Genomic DNA, 17,351 nt, shown 5'->3' on the forward strand with positions numbered 1-17,351 from the left:
CGATGTGTCGTTCATGGGCTTCAGCCGCAGGTGACCCGTGCGTAGCCGCTGTCGGTCTTGCCGTCGACCGTCCCGCGGATGCGGACCTCCGTCGCCGAGGGATCGACCCGGGACGTCGTCGTGTACGCGCCGTTCCTGTCTCCCGACTGCCAGTTGTCCAGGATGAGGGGCGACACGTTGAACTCGACCGTCGCCGAGAAGTCGAGGTTACCGTTCGACGGCGGGTTCACCACGAGGGGTTCGCCGGGGACGCACGAGACGATGACGGGCCGCACCGTCACGGGCGTCGCGGCCTGACGATCGGACGCGGCGCCACAGAACGTCTCGGAAGCGTCTCGACAGCCTCGGACGTAGACCTGGAGTTCGGTGCCGTATCCCCCGGTGGAGACGAAGCCGTCGGCGGCCAGGGGCTGCCAACCCGTCTGCCCGTTCTGCGACCACTCGAATCGGGCTGCCGTACCCGACACCACGTCGGTCGCGGAGACCCTGACGTCGAAGCGTCCCCCACCGTTCTCGATCGACGCCACGGTCGCGCGAGCAGCACCCGGGGCCTTGAGTGCCGTGGTCCGACCCGAACCCGCGGAACAGAAGGTGCCGTTGTCCGCCTTCACGACGTAGAGGTAGCTGACTCCGTCCTCCGCGGACGAGTCCGTCGCTTCCCCGCCGGCGAGCGGAACGGGGTCACCAGGGGTGTCGCAGGACACCGGCCCGTCCGAGCCGGCGACGCGGACCACCCGGTACGTGGGAACCGATCCGCCGTTCGCGGTCGACGGCGTCCAGGTGATCTGCACGCCACCGCTCACGGGGGTGGCCGTGACCTGGGGTGCCCCGGGGCTCCCGACGGGTACCACCCGCGTCAGCGACGCCCGGGCCCACGCCGCCTCGCTGTCGACGTCGGCGTCGTTCTTCCCGAAGACGTTCACCGTGTAGTTCTGGTTCGGGACGAGACCGGGGATGACGCTCTGCTGCACTCCACGGCGAACGGTCTGGGAGCCCGTCGTGGGCCCGGACCACTCGACGACGTACGACTGGATCGCGGAGCCCGGCCGGGGGTCCGGCGAGTCCGTCCACGTGATGCGGGTGTCGCCCTGGCCCGACGGCACCGCAGTCGCGCTCAGGCCCGTGGGCGCGGCGGGCACGTAGTCGGCACTGTAGGCGGGACTCGGCGCCGAGGCAGCGGAGTCCCCGACGCCGTTGGTGGCGACGACCGTGAAGGAGAACCGCTGGCCAGCGGGCAGGTCGGTCAGGGTACAGACCGTCGCCAGCCCGCAGGCCTTTGAGTACGAGCCCCCGGACGAACCGGCCCCGGTCAGACGGTAGCCGGTCAACGGCGAGTTGTTGGCCGCCGGAGCCGTGTAGCTCAGGGTGAGCTGTCCCCCCGTGAAGGTGCCCGTTCGGACCGGGGCGTTGGGTGCGTTCGGAACGTCCTGCACGCTGATGGTGACGGTGCCCCAGACGTAACGGTCGGGGTCGTCCGTGACGTCGGCGACCTGGTACTGGAGGTTCGTGTCGCCGGGGGCCGCGGACGCCGCGACCGAGACGGCGAGACTCCGGTTGTCACCGCTCGGCGTGATCGAGACGCCTGCCGGGACGGACGACCCGTTCAGCCCACGGATCGCCACCACCCGCAGCGCCTGCCCGGGGAAGGGATTGGTCGCCTGGTCGTTCTGCAACACGTCGACCGAGGTCGAGGCCCCGCGCTTGACGACGGCACGATCGGCGGCCGGTTGAGCGAGCGGGCGGGTCGATCCCACCACCGACACGGTGACGGCACCGCTCCGGCCCGGGTTGAGGGCATCGCTGACGGCGACGGGCAGCGACCTGCTCGTCCCCTTCGCGGTGCCGGCCTCGGCCGAGACGGTGAGCTTCGACCCGGACAGGTCGAAGCCGAAGCCCGCGACGCCGCCCTGTTCGACCGAGTACCGGAGCTCGTCGACGTCGTCCGGATAGGGGTACGTGGTGAGCCGAGCGAGGTCGAGCGTGCGGGACTGGCCCGGTTCGAGGTCGATCGAGGTGCCGTTGAAGACGGGTGGCTGGTTCTCTCGCGACGTCACCGTGATGGGCAGCACGAGCGACGCCGTCCGACCGTCCGGGTCGTCGGCCGAGCGACCGTCGGTCACCTGGAACGAGATCGAGGCCGTACCCGAGAACAGGTCGGCGGACGTGAACCGGAGGGTCGTGTCGTCGACCACGAGGTCGTCGCCGTTCGAGTTCGTCGCCCGGACCGTCGCGGGGTCGGTCAGTCGGACGCCGTTGGTGCCGGCGGAGATCACGTAGCGGTCGAGGTCGATCGTGACGGCCTTCTCGCTCTCGACCGTGATTGGGCGGACCGTCCGGTCGACCTGCGGCAGGGCGTCGTCGAAACCGGGCACGACGATGAACGCGTAGGAGCGGACGCCCGGGTCGTCCTTCCTCGAGACCGAGAACGGGATGATCTGGCTCGAGTCGGTGATGCGGACGGTCACGCGTGAGTTCGGCGTCACCTCGGCCGTCGAGCCGAATCCCGGGGCCAGTCCGAGGTCGAGCTGCGACGTGCTGCCGTCCGAGAAGAACACGTTGGTCAGGGGGTTGACCGTCACGGTCTGCCGACCGGCGATGTCGCTGAGTTCGAGCACCGTGTCGTCGGCGAGCGGGTAGTTCAACGGTGCGTCGGGGTCGACGGTCACGGTGACGAAGGTCGAGCTCTGCCCGCCGCGCTCGTTCGACACCGTGTAGACGAGGCCGTACGTCCCGGGGGTCTCGGGGGGCGTCACCGACACCATCGTCCCCGACACGACCTTCGCGACGACGCCCTCGCCGTTCGGCTCGACGGCGTCGACCGACAACGCGCCCCCGTCGGGGTCGGAGTCGTTGTCGAGCACACGGACCGTGATGGAACCCCCGGGTCGCATCGTCACGGCGTCCGCGACGGCGATCGGGTTGCGGGATCCGTCGGCGCGGGTCGAGATCCCCACACGGACAGTGCCCGTGGCCCGGGCACCCAAGCCGTCCACGACCGCGTAGGTGAAGCTGTCGGTGCCCGCCGAGCTGGCGTTCGCCTGGTACTCGACGTAGTCGGTGCCGACGGTCGACACGCTGCCCTTCTCGGGGTTCGTGCCCACCCCGAGCAGCTGGACCGAGTCGCCGTCGGGATCGATGCCGTCGAGCGGAACGCCGATGCGCACGGTCTCGCCTGCGACGACGCGCGCCGTCACCGACTGGGGCGCGGGGGCGGCGTTGCTGCCCGCGTCGACCTCGCGGACCGCGATGGCGACCTGGGCCGAGGCCCGCTGCCCGTCGGGGCCCTCGACGGTGTAGGTCGCCGTGACGTTGCCCGGGGTGGTGGGGGCCAGGTACCGCAGACGGTTACCCGACGCGAAGAGCAACCCGCTGCCGGCCGGGACGTCCCTCTCGAGTCGCGGCACCAGCGTCAACTCGTCGCCGTCGGGCTGCTCGTCGTTGGCGAGGACGTCGATGTCGATGGAGTCCCCCACCCGGACGGTCACCTGGTCGTCGGTCGCGATCGGCGGCTGGGTGATCGCCCGGCGCGGGATCTCGACCACCGTCACGGTGCCGGGCGCGGAGGCGAGGCCGTTGCTGACGGTGTAGCCGAAGGTGACCGGCCCGTCGTCGAGCGGGGCCGCGAGCGTGATGCGGGCGTAGCGCTGATCGAGGGTCTCGACCCTGACCCCGGACGCGGCGGGCACGGCATCGGTCGCCGTGAGCATGAGGACGTTGTTGGCCGGGTCACGATCGGTCGCGACGACGTCGAGCGTCTGCGTGCCCAACGTCTCGACGAAGATCGTCTTGGGCGTCGTGACGGGCGGTGTGCCCGCGTCCGGAGGGGATTGGACGTCCACCCTGACCGTGCCGGTCGCCGTCTGGTCGCCGTCCGTCACGGTGTACTCGAGCAGGTGGGTCCCGGGCACGTCGCTGAGGAACCGGAACGTGCCCTGTTCGTAGTTCGGCGTGACGGTGACGTCGGCCTTCGCCGGGACGCTGTTCAGCTTGACGGTGCCCGTGCCGCCTCGAGCGTAGGTCAGCGGCCGCACGGTCAGCTGCTGGCCCGCATAGGCCTGCTGCGAGAAGGGCAGGGCTTCGAGGGGCACCTGCCCTGCCCCCATCACGGTGATCGCGAGCGATCCTCGCCCCTCGTCACGGCCGTCCGAGACCGTCAAGGGGACCTCGACGGTCGTGTCGCCCGCACCGGCGTCCTGGTAGACGACGTCCCCCGAGGGCTTGTACGACACTCCCGGCGCCCCTCCTGCCGAGGTCAGGTAGAAGGCGTCACCGTCGGGGTCGATCCAGTCGCCGAGCACCGAGGTGGTGACCCGCCCCGACGACGACACCGACGCCGACGTCCTGCGCGCCTGCTGCGGCGGCGAGTTCTCCGACGGTTGGCGGACGGTGAGGGTGACCGTCGCGCTGGCCTGACCGCCGCGTCCGTCGGAGATGGTGTAGTCGACCGAGAACGTGCCGGAAGCCGAGTCGGTGAGGGTGAGGAGCACCTGTTGTCGGTCGTTGACGAGGTCGATCCGGCCGACGGCATCGTCGAGTGCGGACACGTCGTCGATCACGAGCGGGTCGCCGTTCGGGTCGTAGTCGTTGAGCAGCACGGGCAGGGTGCTCGCTCGACCGGGTCGTGCGCCGAACGCGTCGTCCACGGCGACCGGTGGTTTCTGGTCGAGATCCAGCTCGGGCGGTTGCTGGTCGTCGTTCTCCTGTTGCTCTTCTTGGTCGCGGTCCTCTTGGAAGAGGTCCGACCAGTTGTCGATGAGCTCGCCGGAACGCTGGACCGCCCACGACCGACCCGACGCCGGATCGTTGAGCACGACCCGGCGCGCGTTGACGTCGAAGACCAGGCTCGCCCCTCCGGTGACCTGGTCGAGGTCGAGGACTCCCCCGCGGGCCGACGCACAGTCGCTCCACGCCGACCCGCCCGCCCAGGCGCCGAAGCGGCAGTCGCCGACGACGACGGGTCGCGCGGGCTCGCCCTCGCGGCCGCCGACGACCTCGGCGACCCGTGAGGAATCGATCGACACGGACAAGAGGCCGGTGGACGTCGCGACCAGGACCTCGTCGCCCGTGTCGGACCCCGTCTGCAGGGCGAGCCCGCCCGAGGCCCGGTCGGACAGGTCGACCTGCCGTCCGTCGACGACCAGTGCCCCCGTGACGGCATCGAGCACGGCCCAGTGACCGCCGACCGAGGCCACCTGGTACCCGGAGGACGACGAGGCGGGCACGTCGTGCGTCTCGGCGACGTCGGGTGACACCGTTCCGTCGAAGATCGACACCCTGCCGGTGTCGGACGAGTAGGCGACCACACGGCCGTCGGGCGTGACGTCGGTGACCAGTCCCTTGCCGAGGCTGAGATCGGGGTCGACCTGGTTGCTGAAGGACGCCAGGTCGGAGAGCGGTTGGCTCCAGACCTCCCCCGTGCCCTGTGACACGACGAGCACACGGTCCCCGGCGATCGACACGTCGGGCGATTCGGGCGGGAGCGGGACGCTCTCGGCCACCTCGGCCGTGGCGGTGTCGACGACACCGACCGTGGCGTTGCTGCGATCCACGAGCAGGACGTCCTGCTCGCGCTGGACGACCGAGAGGTCGGCACCGGTGCCGCGCACGGCGGAGTTGAGCTGCAGGACGTCGGTGTTCGCCCGACCGATCGCGGCGCGTTCTCCGTTGGCGACCCAGACCGTTCCGTCGGAGAGGTCGACGCGCTGGGCCTCGTAGCCACCGCTGGCCACGGCGACGGTCGTCACGAGCGTGGCCACCACGACCACTCCGACCCCGGTCACGACGGCGGATCGACGACGGGAGGCCCAGTCGAGCAGCCGCCCCATCAGCCCTGACCCGCCGTCGCGCAGTTCTCGTTGCTCTCCGGGCCGGTCGAACCACCGCGGCTCACGGAGACGGTGATGCAGACCTCGTCACCCGGGTCGGCGGGGGTGGCGACGAACCGGTCGGCGGATTGCTGGCTCGTCTGCCCCCCGGTCGAGATGACGTAGGTGTCACCCGCCCGGAGCCCCGGGTCGCTCCAGGTGAAGACCACCGAGGAGCCGTCGCTCGACGACGCGACGTCGGCCACCCGGGGGATGTCGGTCGACGTCGAGCGGACGAGCACCAGCGTCGCGGCGGCCGCGAGGCCGATCCCCACCACCGATGCCGCCACGAGGGCCCACGTCACGACGAGCAGCGACCGACGGCGCGTCGGACGTGTACCCGTGCTGCGAGGCACGGCGCGGCTCTGCTGGAGCGAACCGCCGTTCTGCGCCTGGACCTGGGCCTCGGTCGCCCGGCGCCGGCGGCGACGTCGCGAGGCCTGCACGGGGGTCACACCCCGGAGGCGCGTCTTGTCCTCGAGGTCGGCCACGGTCGCCAGGGCCCAGTCGTCGACCGCCACCTCGATGGGGGTCTGCGCGACGCCGATCTCGCTCTCGACCTGCTGGAGCTCGCGCACGAACTCGAGGACGCTGGCCTGGCGGTTCTCGGGGCGCCGCGACATGGACCTCGCGAGCAGTCGCTCGAGGGTGGGAGGGACGTCCGTCCGTCCGGTCGGCACGAGCTTGGCCTTGTCGATGCGACCGATCAGGTCGGACGCGCCGTTCTTGTCGCCGCCGAGGACCTCGAAGGGGCTCCGGCCCGCGAGCAGCGAGTACACCGTCGCCCCGAGGGACCACACCTCGGACTCGATGGTGCCGTTGGTCTCGTCGAGCAGCACCTCGGGGGCCGACCACGGGATCGACATGCCGACGACCTCCTGCGGCTCGCTCTCGCTGAGGGACGCGGCGATGCCGAAGTCGGACAGCACGGGGTGTCCGTAGGCCGTCATGAGGATGTTCGACGGTTTCAGGTCGCGGTGCAGGACGCCCTGCCGGTGGGCCGTCTCGACCGCGCTGCCGATCTTGACGCCGATGCGCAGCACGTCGGCGACGGGGATGCGGTCGCGCCGGTACCGCTCGCTCAACGACGACGAACAGAGTTCCATCACCAGGTACGGACGGCCGTCGGCCGAGACGCTGGCCTGGAACACCGTGAGGATCGACGGGTGGGCACTCAGCTGGGCCATGAGGTTCGCCTCGGCCTGGAACATCTGGCGGACCTGGTCGTTCACGACCTCGCTGAGCATGACCTTCACCGCGACCTGCCGGCGCGGCATGTTCTGTTCGTAGAGGAACACGTCGGCGAAGCCGCCCGACCCGAGCACGCGCACATGCGAGAATCCCGGCAGCACGGGGGGCGCCGAAGGCAGTCGTCGAGCCACGTCGCCTCCTCTGGGGATCGATGCCGGGTCGGCTGGGCGGAACAGGTCGGCGTCGGTCCGACCGCAGCCATTCTACGTGGGGGTCCCCGACGCCCGAGAGGCCCGTGGGCCCCCCTGTGGACGGACCCGGTCCCCCCATTTCGGGGGCGGGGCCGTCCGTGTCCGCGTGTCGCGCCTACTCGGCGTCCGTCGTCTCGGCGCTCCGGACGTCCACGACGACGGCCGTGACGTTGTCGCGTCCACCCGCCTCGACGGCGGCCTCGACGAGGGCCGTCGCCGCCGGCTCGGCACCGTCGACGCCGCCGAGGAGCTCGGCGATCCGCCCGGCGGACAGTTCTTTGGTCAGGCCGTCCGAGCAGACGAGGAGGCGCAGGCCGGGTCGGGCGGGCACCCTCCAGTAATCCGGACGCGGGTCGACGTCGAACCCGACCGCCCGGGTGATCACGTTGCTGTCGGGGTGCTTCTCGGCGTCGTCCGCGTGCAGGAGTCCCGCGTCGACCATCTCCTGGACGACGGAATGGTCGACGGTCACCTGGCGGAGACGGCCGTCCTCGAACATGTACACGCGGGAGTCGCCCACGTTGAAGACCGTGAAGTCGACCTCGGCGCCTTCTCCCTCTCGTGAGAGGAACGCCCCGGTGGCCGTCGTGCCGACCCCGAGCTCGGTGTCGGCCGCCGCCACCGCGATGTCCTCCGTGGCCACGCGGAGGGCCGTCTCGACGTCGTCCGTGGTGGCGAACGGGCGTGACGCGATCTCGCTCATGCGGCGCACGACCGCGTCGCTCGCCACGTCGCCCGCGCTGTGCCCTCCCATGCCGTCGGCCACGACGAACAGCGGCGCCTCTGCGAGGTAGCTGTCCTCGTTGTGCGCTCGGCGACGACCCACGTCGGTCACCCCCGCCCAGTCGAAGGTGAGCCCCGGGCCGTCGAGGCCGAGGGCGTGGGCGGTCGTGGGGCGGCCGAGCTCTGTCACAGGAGGGGTTCTTTCGTCGGGATGATGCGCTGGGGAGGCAGGATCTCGAGAAGGTTCCCGTCACCTACGTCCACTATCGTGCCTGCACGGGCGACGAGCGACTCGCCTTGCCGGAGAACGACGGGAACGCGTCCGGGCTCGATCACCCGGGTCCCGTTCGTCGAACGCAGGTCGGTGACGACGACGGTGCCCCCGTGCTGGCGCACGTCGACGTGCGCCCCCGAGACCTCGTGTCGCGGAGACGGCACGGTCACCAACCGTGGCAGGGGTCCAGAGCCCACGCGCGGTCCGGTCGGGCGACGCCCCACGATGACGGGCACGTCGAGCGACAGGTCCTGCCCGGCGACCCTCACCCCGTGGAGGCGCGGGGTGGGTCGGCCCGACGGGCTCGGCTCCCCGCTCGTCGGCGGCCGTGCCGGCGGGGAGACCCGGAGCACCGTGTCGTCCGCGTCCGTCTCGTCGACGCCCGAGGGGCGGGCAGGGCGACCGACGACCGTGTCGTCGATCGAGCCGACTCGGTGCCACGATCCTGGTGACTGTTCGGTGGGCATCTCGTTCCTCTCACCGGGGGCTCTGGCGCGGTTCGGCGACCACGACCTCCACGCTAGCGCCCGGTGACCGGTCCGTTCGGGTGCCGCGTCCACACCCGCGCCCAGGCTGCACCACCGCACGTCTCCTCCCCACGCCGGGTGCGGCAGCCGTCGGTTCACATCCGGCCCGTTCTCCGGCGTCCCGACCGGGCGGCCGCCCTAACGTGACGCCATGACCGACCTCGTCCTCGTACCCCCGCTGCCACCCGGCCGTGCCGACGACGACGAACCACCGGGGCTCGTCCGACTCGACTCCCCCGTGGGACGAATCGAGATCGTCAGTCGGCACTTCGCCGTCGAGGGCCTCGCGATCGAGCGTGAGGGCGTCCTGCCTCACGACGGTCAACCCGAGCGGCCCGACAACCTGCTCGATGCAGCCCGACGCCAGGTCGACGGGTACTTCGAAGGAGTGCGCACGCGCTTCGATCTTCCGCTCCGCCTGGTCGGTTCGAGCTTCCAGCGCTCGGTCTGGTCCGCGCTGCTCGAGGTCGAGTGGGGACGGGCCACGACCTATGGACGACTCGGCGGGACCTTCGGCAATCCTCGGGCCGGGCGAGCCGTCGGTGGAGCGGTGGCGGCGAATCCGCTCCCCCTGCTCGTCCCGTGCCACCGCGTCCTGGGCCGGACGGGCGGCGTCACCGGCTACACCGTGGGCACGGGGGTCGAGACGAAGAAGTGGCTCCTCCGCCACGAGGGCATCGCGTTCCGAGAGGGTCCCGTGCCCCTGGACTGAGACAGATCTGAAGCGTCGCCGCCCGCCCGGCGATCAGACGGACGCCTGCAGGACCGACTCCGCCACGAGCACGCTCTCGTCTCCGGGTTCGAGCACGAAGCCTCGACCGCGGGCCCACTCCGTCAGGTCGCCGATGTCGGCCAGGTCCGGACGATCGGCCAGGAGGGCGCGAACGAACAACCCCTTGCTCTTCTTGTTGAAGTGGTTGAGGGCTCGGCGTCGGTCGCCCGCATCCGAGACGACACGGACGTACGTCGACCTCGTCCCCGCCGGCCCCAGACCGACGTATCCCTCGGATCGCAGGTCGACGACGAGTTCGCCGACGCTTGCCAGGACCGCGGACACCGGCCCTCGCCAGAGTTTCCTCAACGACGTCCGGGGAACCCTCGAGTCGTGTGAGAGCCGGTAGGCGGGGATCTCGTCACCAGCCCGGAGCAAGCCGAACAAGGCCGAATGCACGAGTACGTGCCGGTGAGCCCACGTCCACGCATCGGCACTCATGCCTGCCACACAGAGAGGGTCGAAGAGGACCCCCGTATAGCGCGACAGAGCGGGCATCGTGGGCGACACGGTCACGAGCCGGTTGCGCTCGACCTCGTGAGCCTGCGTGGGACCGAGTTTGAGTGCGGCGGCGGCCGCCGCGACGTCGGCCGACATCTCGTCGAGCAAGGCCAAGGAGGCGCGGCGAGGGCCGTCGAGCTCGTCGAACGACAGTGCCGTCACATCGAGCCGCGAACCGACGCTGCCCCCGTCGAGTTTGGTCTCGGACGGGGGCAGCAGGAACAGCATGTCGTTCGGTGGTGCAGACGGGCGGAGCTCAGTTGAGCTGTGCGTTGCGCGCGACGACCGTCACGGTGTCGTTCTCGACGGACAGGAAACCGTCGTCGGCAGTCGCCTCGACGGTGGTGCCGTCGGACAACCGGACCCTGACCTGACCCGAGGCCAGGATGGCGAGGATCGGCTCGTGACCGGGAAGGATCCCGATCTCACCCTCGGCGGTGCGAGCGACGATCGACGACGCCTCGCCCGACCACACTTCGTGGTCGGCCGAGACGACGCTGACAGTGAGAGCAGCCACGATCAGCCGTTCTCCTTCTGGATCTGAGCCCACTTCTCTTCGACGTCCGAGATGGAGCCGACGTTGAAGAATGCCTGCGTGGCCACGTGGTCGAATTCGCCGTCGGCGATCGCGGTGAAGGACTCGATGGTGTCCTTCAGCGGGACGGTCGAGCCCTCGACACCGGTGAACTTCTTGGCCATGTAGGTGTTCTGCGAGAGGAACTGCTGGATGCGGCGCGCACGCGACACCGTGATCTTGTCCTCTTCGGAGAGCTCGTCGACACCGAGGATGGCGATGATCTCTTGCAGCTCCTTGTTCTTCTGCAGGATGGCCTTGACCCGGATCGCCGTGTCGTAGTGCGCCTGGCCCAGGTAACGCGGGTCGAGGATGCGGCTGGTCGACGTAAGCGGGTCGATCGCGGGGTAGAGACCCTGCGACGCGATCTCACGCGACAACTCGGTGGTCGCGTCGAGGTGCGCGAACGTCGTCGCGGGAGCCGGGTCGGTGTAGTCGTCGGCAGGCACGTAGATCGCCTGCAGCGAGGTGATCGAGTGACCGCGCGTCGAGGTGATGCGCTCTTGGAGGACACCCATCTCATCGGCCAGGTTGGGCTGGTAACCCACGGCCGAGGGCATGCGACCCAGAAGGGTCGAGACCTCGGAACCGGCCTGCGTGAAGCGGAAGATGTTGTCGATGAAGAGGAGCACGTCCTGCTTCTGCACGTCGCGGAAGTACTCGGCCATCGTGAGGGCCGACAGCGCGACGCGGAGACGGGTTCCCGGCGGCTCGTCCATCTGGCCGAAGACCAACGCGGTCTTGTCGAACACGCCCGCTTCGTCCATCTCGGCGATGAGGTCGTTGCCCTCGCGGGTACGCTCACCAACACCGGCGAAGACCGACACACCACCGTGGTCCTGCGCGACACGCTGGATCATCTCTTGGATGAGGACGGTCTTGCCGACACCCGCACCACCGAAGAGACCGATCTTGCCGCCCTGCACGTAAGGCGTGAGGAGGTCGATGGACTTGATGCCCGTCTCGAACAGCTGGGTCTTGGACTCGAGCTGGTCGAACTTCGGGGGCTTGCGGTGGATGGGCCAGCGCTCGGTGATCTCGACCGTCTCGTCACCCTCGAGGTTGAGGATCTCGCCCGTGACGCTGAAGACCTTGCCCTTGGTGACGTCGCCGACGGGCACCGAGATGGGCGCGCCGGTGTCGATGACCTCCTGCCCACGGACGATGCCGTCGGTGGGCTTGAGGGCGATGGCACGGACGAGGTCGTCACCGAGGTGCTGGGCGACCTCGAGCGTGATCTGCGTGGTCGTGTCACCGATGGTGATCTTCGTGGTCAGCGCGTTGTAGACGCCGGGGATGGCATCGTGCGGGAACTCGATGTCGACGACGGGGCCCGTGACCCGGGCGATGCGCCCGACGCCGGGAGCCGACTCGGTCGCGACCGGTGCGGTTGCGGTGTCAGTCATGGCTTCTCTCTCTTCGGATGATGATGCTGTGGTGCAGAGCTCTACTTGGCCGACCCGAGGGCGTCTGCGCCGCCCACGATCTCGGAGATCTGCTGCGTGATCTCGGCCTGACGCGCGTTGTTGGCCAGACGGGTGAAGTCGCGGATGAGGGTGTCGGCGTTGTCGCTGGCAGCCTTCATGGCCTTCTGACGGGCGGCGTGCTCGGAGGCGGCCGACTGCAGCATGGCGTTGAAGATGCGGCTCTCGATGTAGACCGGCAACAGGGCGTCGAGGACCTCGGTCGGATCGGGTTCGAAGTCGTACAGCGGTAGGACCTCGTCCTCTCCGGGCTCTTCGATGCCCTCGACGACCTCGAGGGGAAGCAGACGGACGACCTCGGGAACCTGGCTGACCATGTTCACGAAACGGTTGTAGACGATGTGGATCTCGTCCACGCCGCCCTCGGCCGCCTCGGTGAGGAACTTGGAGACGACGGCGTCGCCGATCTCTTTCGCCGTGACGAACTCGGGCTGGTCCGTGTTGCCCGTCCACACCTGCTCGGCGTCACGACGACGGAAGGCGAAGTACCCCTGGGCCTTGCGACCCACGAGGTAGTAGACGACCTCTTTGCCCTGGCTCCGCAGCAGCTGCGCGAGCTGCTCGCTCTCTTTCAGCGTGTTCGAGCTGAACGCACCGTTGAGGCCGCGGTCCGACGTGAACACGACGATCGCGGCACGCTCGACCGTCTCGGGCTCGGTGGTCAGCACGTGGTCGACGTCCGAGAACGTCGCCACGGCCGACACCGCGCGGGTGATGGCTCGCGAGTACGGCCCGGAGGCTTTCATCCGGGCCTGCGCCTTCTGGATGCGCGAGGCCGAGATGAGCTCCATCGCGCGAGTGACCTTCTTGGTCGTCTGCGCAGAGCGGATCCTCTGCCGGTAGACCCGGAGTTGGGCTCCCATTACTCTCCTGTTGTCTCGTCAGTCGTGAACGTCGAACGGGCGCGTCAGCGCTTCGTCTTGACGATCTTCTCCTGGTTGACGTCGTCGGCGTCGGTGGCCTCGAACTCTTCACGTCCCACCGAAGCGAGAGGCTTGCCCTCACCGGTCTGGAATTCTTGCTTGAACGAGTCGATGCCGCTCTCGAGAGCCGCGACGATGTCGTCCGACAGCACGTTCTTCTCCCTGAGATCGGACAACACCGACGTGTTCCGGCCCATGTAGTCGAGCAACTCGCGCTCGAAACGCAGGATGTCGGGCACGGGGACCTCGTCGAGCTTGCCGTTGGTGCCGGCCCAGATCGAGACGACCTGGTCCTCGACCGGGTAGGGCGAGTACTGCGGCTGCTTGAGGAGCTCGGTGAGACGTGCACCACGTGCGAGCTGACGACGGCTCGCCGCGTCGAGGTCGGACGCGAACATCGCGAACGCTTCGAGCGAGCGGTACTGGGCCAGTTCGAGCTTGAGCGTGCCGGAGACCTTCTTGATCGACTTGACCTGGGCGTCACCGCCGACGCGCGACACCGAGATGCCGACGTCGACCGCGGGACGCTGGTTCGCGTTGAAGAGGTCGGACTGCAGGAAGATCTGGCCGTCGGTGATGGAGATCACGTTGGTCGGGATGTACGCCGAGACGTCGTTGGCCTTGGTCTCGATGATGGGCAGACCCGTCATCGAGCCGGCGCCCAGCTCGTCGGACAGCTTCGCGCAACGCTCGAGCAGACGCGAGTGCAGGTAGAAGACGTCACCCGGGTATGCCTCGCGTCCCGGCGGACGACGAAGGAGGAGCGAGACGGCACGGTAGGCCTCGGCCTGCTTCGACAGGTCGTCGAAGATGATGAGGACGTGCTTGCCGCTGTACATCCAGTGCTGACCGATGGCAGACCCGGTGTACGGAGCGAGGTACTTGAAGCCGGCGGGGTCCGAGGCGGGAGCGGCGACGATCGTCGTGTACTCCATGGCTCCGGCCTCTTCGAGGGCACCCTTGACCGAGGCGATCGTGGAGCCCTTCTGGCCGATGGCGACGTAGATGCAGCGGACCTGCTTGTTCTCGTCGCCGGACTCCCAGTTGGCCTTCTGGTTGATGATCGTGTCGATCGCGATGGCCGTCTTGCCGGTCTGGCGGTCGCCGATGATGAGCTGGCGCTGCCCACGACCGACGGGGATCATGGCGTCGATCGCCTTGATGCCGGTCTGCATGGGCTCGTGGACCGACTTGCGCTGCATGACACCGGGGGCCTGGAGTTCGAGGGCACGACGACCCTCGGTGGCGATGTCGCCGAGACCGTCGATGGGTGCGCCCAGCGGGTCGACGACGCGACCCAGGTAGCCGTCGCCGACGGGGACGGAGAGGACCTCACCCGTGCGGGTGACCTCCATGCCTTCTTCGATGCCGGAGAACTCGCCGAGGACGATGGCGCCGATCTCGTCTTCGTCGAGGTTCTGAGCGAGACCCTGCGTGCCGTCCGCGAAGCGGATGAGCTCGTTGGCCATGACGCCGGGGAGCCCCTGGACGTGGGCGATGCCGTCGGCTGCGTCCGTGACGTGGCCGACCTCGGTGGTGGAGGCCTTCGAAGGGTCGTACGACGAGACGAAGTCCTTCAGCGCGTCGCGAATCTCATCCGGGCTGATCTTGATGTCTGCCATTGTGATTCCTATTCGTAGCGAGGCTTCGGGAGGCCTCGAGTCTGTGTGTGAGAGCGTGACTAGCCGGCGAGCTGCAGGCGGAGCAGGCTGAGCTTCGTCGCAACGGTGCCGTCGATGACCTCGTCGCCCACCTGGACGCGGAGGCCGCCGACGACGGCGGGATCGATGACCTGGTTGATGCGCAGGCTACGCCCGAACTGCCTGGCCAAACCGTGCTGCAACCGAGTGACGTGGGCGTCGTCGAGGTGGACGGCGCTCGTGACGGTGGCGACGAGCTGATCGGACTGATCGGCGACGATGTCGGCCGCGTGACGGAGGAGCTCACCGATCCGACGGCCACGGGGCTGCTGCACCAGGTGCATCACGATGGCGACCGTCTGACGACTGGCCTTCCCTCCGAGCAGGCGCTCGACGAGGTCCGCCTTGGCGGCGGGATCGCCCAGCTTGGAGCCGAGGGCCAATTCGAGCTGCGAATCCGTGCGGACGGCGGCATCGAAGGCGAAGAGCTCGTTCTCGATGCTGCTGTCGGCCGGCGTGGTCGTCGCGATCGCTCGGAAGGCGACCTCTTCGATGCCGGCGAGCAGATCGTCGGACGACGACCAGCGGCTGCCGACGACCGATACGAGCACCGCTCGCGTCGAATCGGAGAACGACCCGAAGAGCCGGTCGAGCAACTGCTTCTTCGTCGCCACGTCGACAGCGGGGTCGGCGAGATACGACTGCAGCTGAACGGAGCCGCCGATGACCCGACCGGCGTCGAGCAACTGCTCGCCGGTCGTCAGGTCGACCGACCCGCCGAGGTCGGACAAGACCGACCGCGCCGAACCGAGTGCTTCTCGGGACATGGAACCCATCGTCAGTTGCCCGCCTTAGCGTTCTCGTCCGCCTCGAGGTCGGCCAGGAAGCGGTCGACCACGGCCGACGCCTTCGCGTCGTCACTCAGCGACTCTCCGATGACGCCGGAGGCGAGGTCGATGGCCAGCGATCCGACTTCGGACCGGAGCGAGGCCACGGCGGCCTGACGCTCGGCCTCGATCTGCGCGTGGGCGGAGGCGGTGATGCGGTCGGCCTCGGCCTGCGCCTGCTGCTTGAGCTCGGCGATGATCTCGTTGCCCTCGGCGCGCGCAGCCTCACGGATGCGAGCGGCCTCGGCACGAGCGTCGGCCAGCTGCTTCTTGTATTCGTCGAGGGCCTTGGCAGCCTCGGCCTGCGCGGCCTCGGCGTGCTTGATGCCGCCTTCGATGCGCTCGGCACGCTCGTCGAGGATCCTGCGGAACTTGGGGATCGCGAAGAGCCCGAAGAACGCGGCGATGACCACGAAGACGACCAAGGACCAGAGGATGTCGTAACCAGCGGGGAAGAAGATGGCGGCGCCTTCGGGCGCACCACCCTCGGCCGCGAGGATCGTCTCGATCATCGGTGTGTCGTCCTAACTGATCAGGAGAAGATGAAGCCGGCGGCGAGGCCGATGAAGCCCAGCAGCTCGGTGAACGCGATGCCGAGGAACATCGTGACCTGCAGGCGGCCGGCCAGCTCGGGCTGGCGGGCCATGGCCTCGACGGTCTTGCCCGCGACGATGCCGATACCGATGCCGGGGCCGATCGCAGCGAGGCCGTAGCCGACGGTCGCGATGTTGCCGTTGATCTCAGCGAGGATCGTGGTGGTGTCCACTTGTGTTTCCTTCCGGTTGGGCGATGCACGTCGGATGACGTGCGTCGTCTGTATTTAGTGTTCTTTCGCCGCGGCCTGTTGGATGTAGACCGAGGCGAGGAGCGTGAAGACGTAGGCCTGCAGCACGGCGACGGCCATCTCGACGATGGTCATCACGAAGCCACCGATGAGGGTGAGAGCACCGAAGGCCATGAAGCCCCCGCTCATGCTGAAGAAGAAGAAGTGCGTCGCCGCGAAGCAGAGCACCAGCAAGAGGTGGCCGACCATCATGTTCAACAGGAGTCGGAGGGCCAGGGAGATCGGCCGCACGATGAAGATGTTGATGAACTCGATGGGCGTCAGCAGGATGTACATGACCCACGGCACACCGGGCGGGAAGAGGGCGTTGCGCAGGAACGTCGCGCCACCGGCCTCGCGGAAGCCCGCGTAGATGAACATGATGTAGGCCACGACCGCCAGCAGCAGGGGCATGGCGATGACCGACGTGCCTGCGATGTTGAGGCCGGGGATGATTCCCGTGATGTTCATGGCGAAGATGCCGAAGAACATGGCGGCCAGCAACGGCAGGTATTTGCGTCCGAGCTTCTCGCCGAGGATCTCCTCGACGATCTGGATGCGGACGAAGTCGAGGCCCAGCTCGGCGATGCTCTGCCCGCGGGACGGGATGAGCCGCCCCTTGCGCAGGGCCAGCCAGAACAGCAGCAACATGACGGCGATCGCGAAGAGGCGGACCAGCATGATGCGGTTCAGCTCGAAGGGGGTGCCCTCGAAGAAGATGGCGGGAGGGAAGAACTCGTCAAGAGTCGGGGCATGGAATCCCCCGTCCCCGTGGCCGGCTTCGGCAGCGGAGAGCAGGTTCACAGCGTTCGCTATCAGCGCTATCTCCTGTGTCGGGGCGAGCACCCTGAAGTGTCGCGACGATTGGTGGGGTTTGTCATCCGTGCACGCTGGAGACGCGGCCGGGGAACGTCGTC

General features: G+C 68.7%; 14 protein-coding genes. 1 reads left to right on the forward strand and 13 read right to left on the reverse strand.

All coding sequences use genetic code 11. The features are described 5' to 3' along the window. Positions 1 to 20 precede the first annotated feature (20 nt). The 4 genes from ARTHRO9V_RS02095 to ARTHRO9V_RS15960 form a co-directional block, all read right to left on the reverse strand. Positions 21 to 5,825, reverse strand: a complete 5,805-nt coding sequence (locus ARTHRO9V_RS02095; RefSeq protein ID WP_159825236.1) for an Ig-like domain-containing protein — start codon at positions 5,823 to 5,825, stop codon at positions 21 to 23. Continuing rightward, positions 5,825 to 7,189 (reverse strand): serine/threonine-protein kinase, encoded by a 1,365-nt coding sequence (locus ARTHRO9V_RS02100; RefSeq protein WP_236556838.1) that lies wholly within the window; start codon positions 7,187 to 7,189, stop codon positions 5,825 to 5,827. Before ARTHRO9V_RS02100 ends, ARTHRO9V_RS02095 begins: the two co-directional genes overlap by 1 nt. 232 nt (positions 7,190 to 7,421) lie before the next feature. After that, positions 7,422 to 8,219 carry a PP2C family serine/threonine-protein phosphatase gene (locus ARTHRO9V_RS02105; RefSeq protein ID WP_123570230.1) on the reverse strand — a complete coding sequence of 266 codons (798 nt, stop codon included), beginning with the start codon at positions 8,217 to 8,219 and terminating at the stop codon, positions 7,422 to 7,424. After that, complete coding sequence (locus ARTHRO9V_RS15960; RefSeq protein ID WP_370516158.1) at positions 8,216 to 8,770, reverse strand: FHA domain-containing protein; 555 nt, start codon at positions 8,768 to 8,770, stop codon at positions 8,216 to 8,218. Before ARTHRO9V_RS15960 ends, ARTHRO9V_RS02105 begins: the two co-directional genes overlap by 4 nt. Before the next feature lie 211 nt (positions 8,771 to 8,981). Here ARTHRO9V_RS15960 and ARTHRO9V_RS02110 point away from each other — a divergent pair, with 211 nt between their 5' ends. Continuing rightward, positions 8,982 to 9,542 (forward strand): methylated-DNA--[protein]-cysteine S-methyltransferase, encoded by a 561-nt coding sequence (locus tag ARTHRO9V_RS02110; RefSeq protein WP_082460259.1) that lies wholly within the window; start codon positions 8,982 to 8,984, stop codon positions 9,540 to 9,542. A gap of 33 nt (positions 9,543 to 9,575) precedes the next feature. On the opposite strand, the gene ARTHRO9V_RS02115 is transcribed toward ARTHRO9V_RS02110, so the two are convergent. From ARTHRO9V_RS02115 to atpB, 9 genes are read right to left on the reverse strand one after another with little or no spacing between them, the layout of a single operon-like run. Beyond that, the gene (locus ARTHRO9V_RS02115) at positions 9,576 to 10,331 is read right to left on the reverse strand and encodes a YaaA family protein (RefSeq protein ID WP_159825238.1); all 756 of its coding nucleotides are present in this window, start codon (positions 10,329 to 10,331) and stop codon (positions 9,576 to 9,578) included. A 28-nt stretch (positions 10,332 to 10,359) separates the two neighbouring features. Further along, positions 10,360 to 10,620, reverse strand: coding sequence for a F0F1 ATP synthase subunit epsilon (locus ARTHRO9V_RS02120; RefSeq protein ID WP_043594515.1), 261 nt, complete (start codon positions 10,618 to 10,620; stop codon positions 10,360 to 10,362). A gap of 2 nt (positions 10,621 to 10,622) precedes the next feature. Then, a complete protein-coding gene (gene atpD, locus ARTHRO9V_RS02125) occupies positions 10,623 to 12,083 on the reverse strand; it encodes a F0F1 ATP synthase subunit beta (protein ID WP_043594513.1) in 1,461 nt (486 codons plus the stop codon). 41 nt (positions 12,084 to 12,124) lie between these two features. After that, the gene (locus tag ARTHRO9V_RS02130) at positions 12,125 to 13,024 is read right to left on the reverse strand and encodes a F0F1 ATP synthase subunit gamma (protein ID WP_056045889.1); all 900 of its coding nucleotides are present in this window, start codon (positions 13,022 to 13,024) and stop codon (positions 12,125 to 12,127) included. Positions 13,025 to 13,068: 44 nt separating this feature from the next. Then, positions 13,069 to 14,706, reverse strand: a complete 1,638-nt coding sequence (atpA, locus tag ARTHRO9V_RS02135) for a F0F1 ATP synthase subunit alpha (RefSeq protein WP_056045891.1) — start codon at positions 14,704 to 14,706, stop codon at positions 13,069 to 13,071. 59 nt (positions 14,707 to 14,765) lie between these two features. Next, complete coding sequence (locus ARTHRO9V_RS02140) at positions 14,766 to 15,560, reverse strand: F0F1 ATP synthase subunit delta (protein WP_159825240.1); 795 nt, start codon at positions 15,558 to 15,560, stop codon at positions 14,766 to 14,768. 2 nt (positions 15,561 to 15,562) lie between these two features. Continuing rightward, a complete protein-coding gene (locus ARTHRO9V_RS02145) occupies positions 15,563 to 16,123 on the reverse strand; it encodes a F0F1 ATP synthase subunit B (RefSeq protein ID WP_056045898.1) in 561 nt (186 codons plus the stop codon). A gap of 20 nt (positions 16,124 to 16,143) precedes the next feature. Beyond that, positions 16,144 to 16,377 (reverse strand): ATP synthase F0 subunit C, encoded by a 234-nt coding sequence (atpE, locus tag ARTHRO9V_RS02150; RefSeq protein ID WP_043594505.1) that lies wholly within the window; start codon positions 16,375 to 16,377, stop codon positions 16,144 to 16,146. A 54-nt stretch (positions 16,378 to 16,431) separates the two neighbouring features. Further along, complete coding sequence (gene atpB / locus ARTHRO9V_RS02155) at positions 16,432 to 17,238, reverse strand: F0F1 ATP synthase subunit A (RefSeq protein WP_043594504.1); 807 nt, start codon at positions 17,236 to 17,238, stop codon at positions 16,432 to 16,434. Positions 17,239 to 17,351: the final 113 nt, after the last annotated feature.

Source organism: Frigoribacterium sp. 9N (assembly GCF_902506305.1).
GTDB lineage: Bacteria > Actinomycetota > Actinomycetes > Actinomycetales > Microbacteriaceae > Frigoribacterium.

Coding starts and splice junctions, on each gene's coding strand:
- ARTHRO9V_RS02095 (WP_159825236.1), bottom strand. CDS start 5,825: ATGGGGCGGCTGCTCGACTGGGCCTCCCGTCGTCGATCCGCCGTCGTG.
- ARTHRO9V_RS15960 (WP_370516158.1), bottom strand. CDS start 8,770: ATGCCCACCGAACAGTCACCAGGATCGTGGCACCGAGTCGGCTCGATC.
- ARTHRO9V_RS02110 (WP_082460259.1), top strand. CDS start 8,982: ATGACCGACCTCGTCCTCGTACCCCCGCTGCCACCCGGCCGTGCCGAC.
- ARTHRO9V_RS02115 (WP_159825238.1), bottom strand. CDS start 10,331: ATGCTGTTCCTGCTGCCCCCGTCCGAGACCAAACTCGACGGGGGCAGC.
- atpD (WP_043594513.1), bottom strand. CDS start 12,083: ATGACTGACACCGCAACCGCACCGGTCGCGACCGAGTCGGCTCCCGGC.
- ARTHRO9V_RS02130 (WP_056045889.1), bottom strand. CDS start 13,024: ATGGGAGCCCAACTCCGGGTCTACCGGCAGAGGATCCGCTCTGCGCAG.
- atpA (WP_056045891.1), bottom strand. CDS start 14,706: ATGGCAGACATCAAGATCAGCCCGGATGAGATTCGCGACGCGCTGAAG.
- ARTHRO9V_RS02140 (WP_159825240.1), bottom strand. CDS start 15,560: ATGGGTTCCATGTCCCGAGAAGCACTCGGTTCGGCGCGGTCGGTCTTG.
- ARTHRO9V_RS02145 (WP_056045898.1), bottom strand. CDS start 16,123: ATGATCGAGACGATCCTCGCGGCCGAGGGTGGTGCGCCCGAAGGCGCC.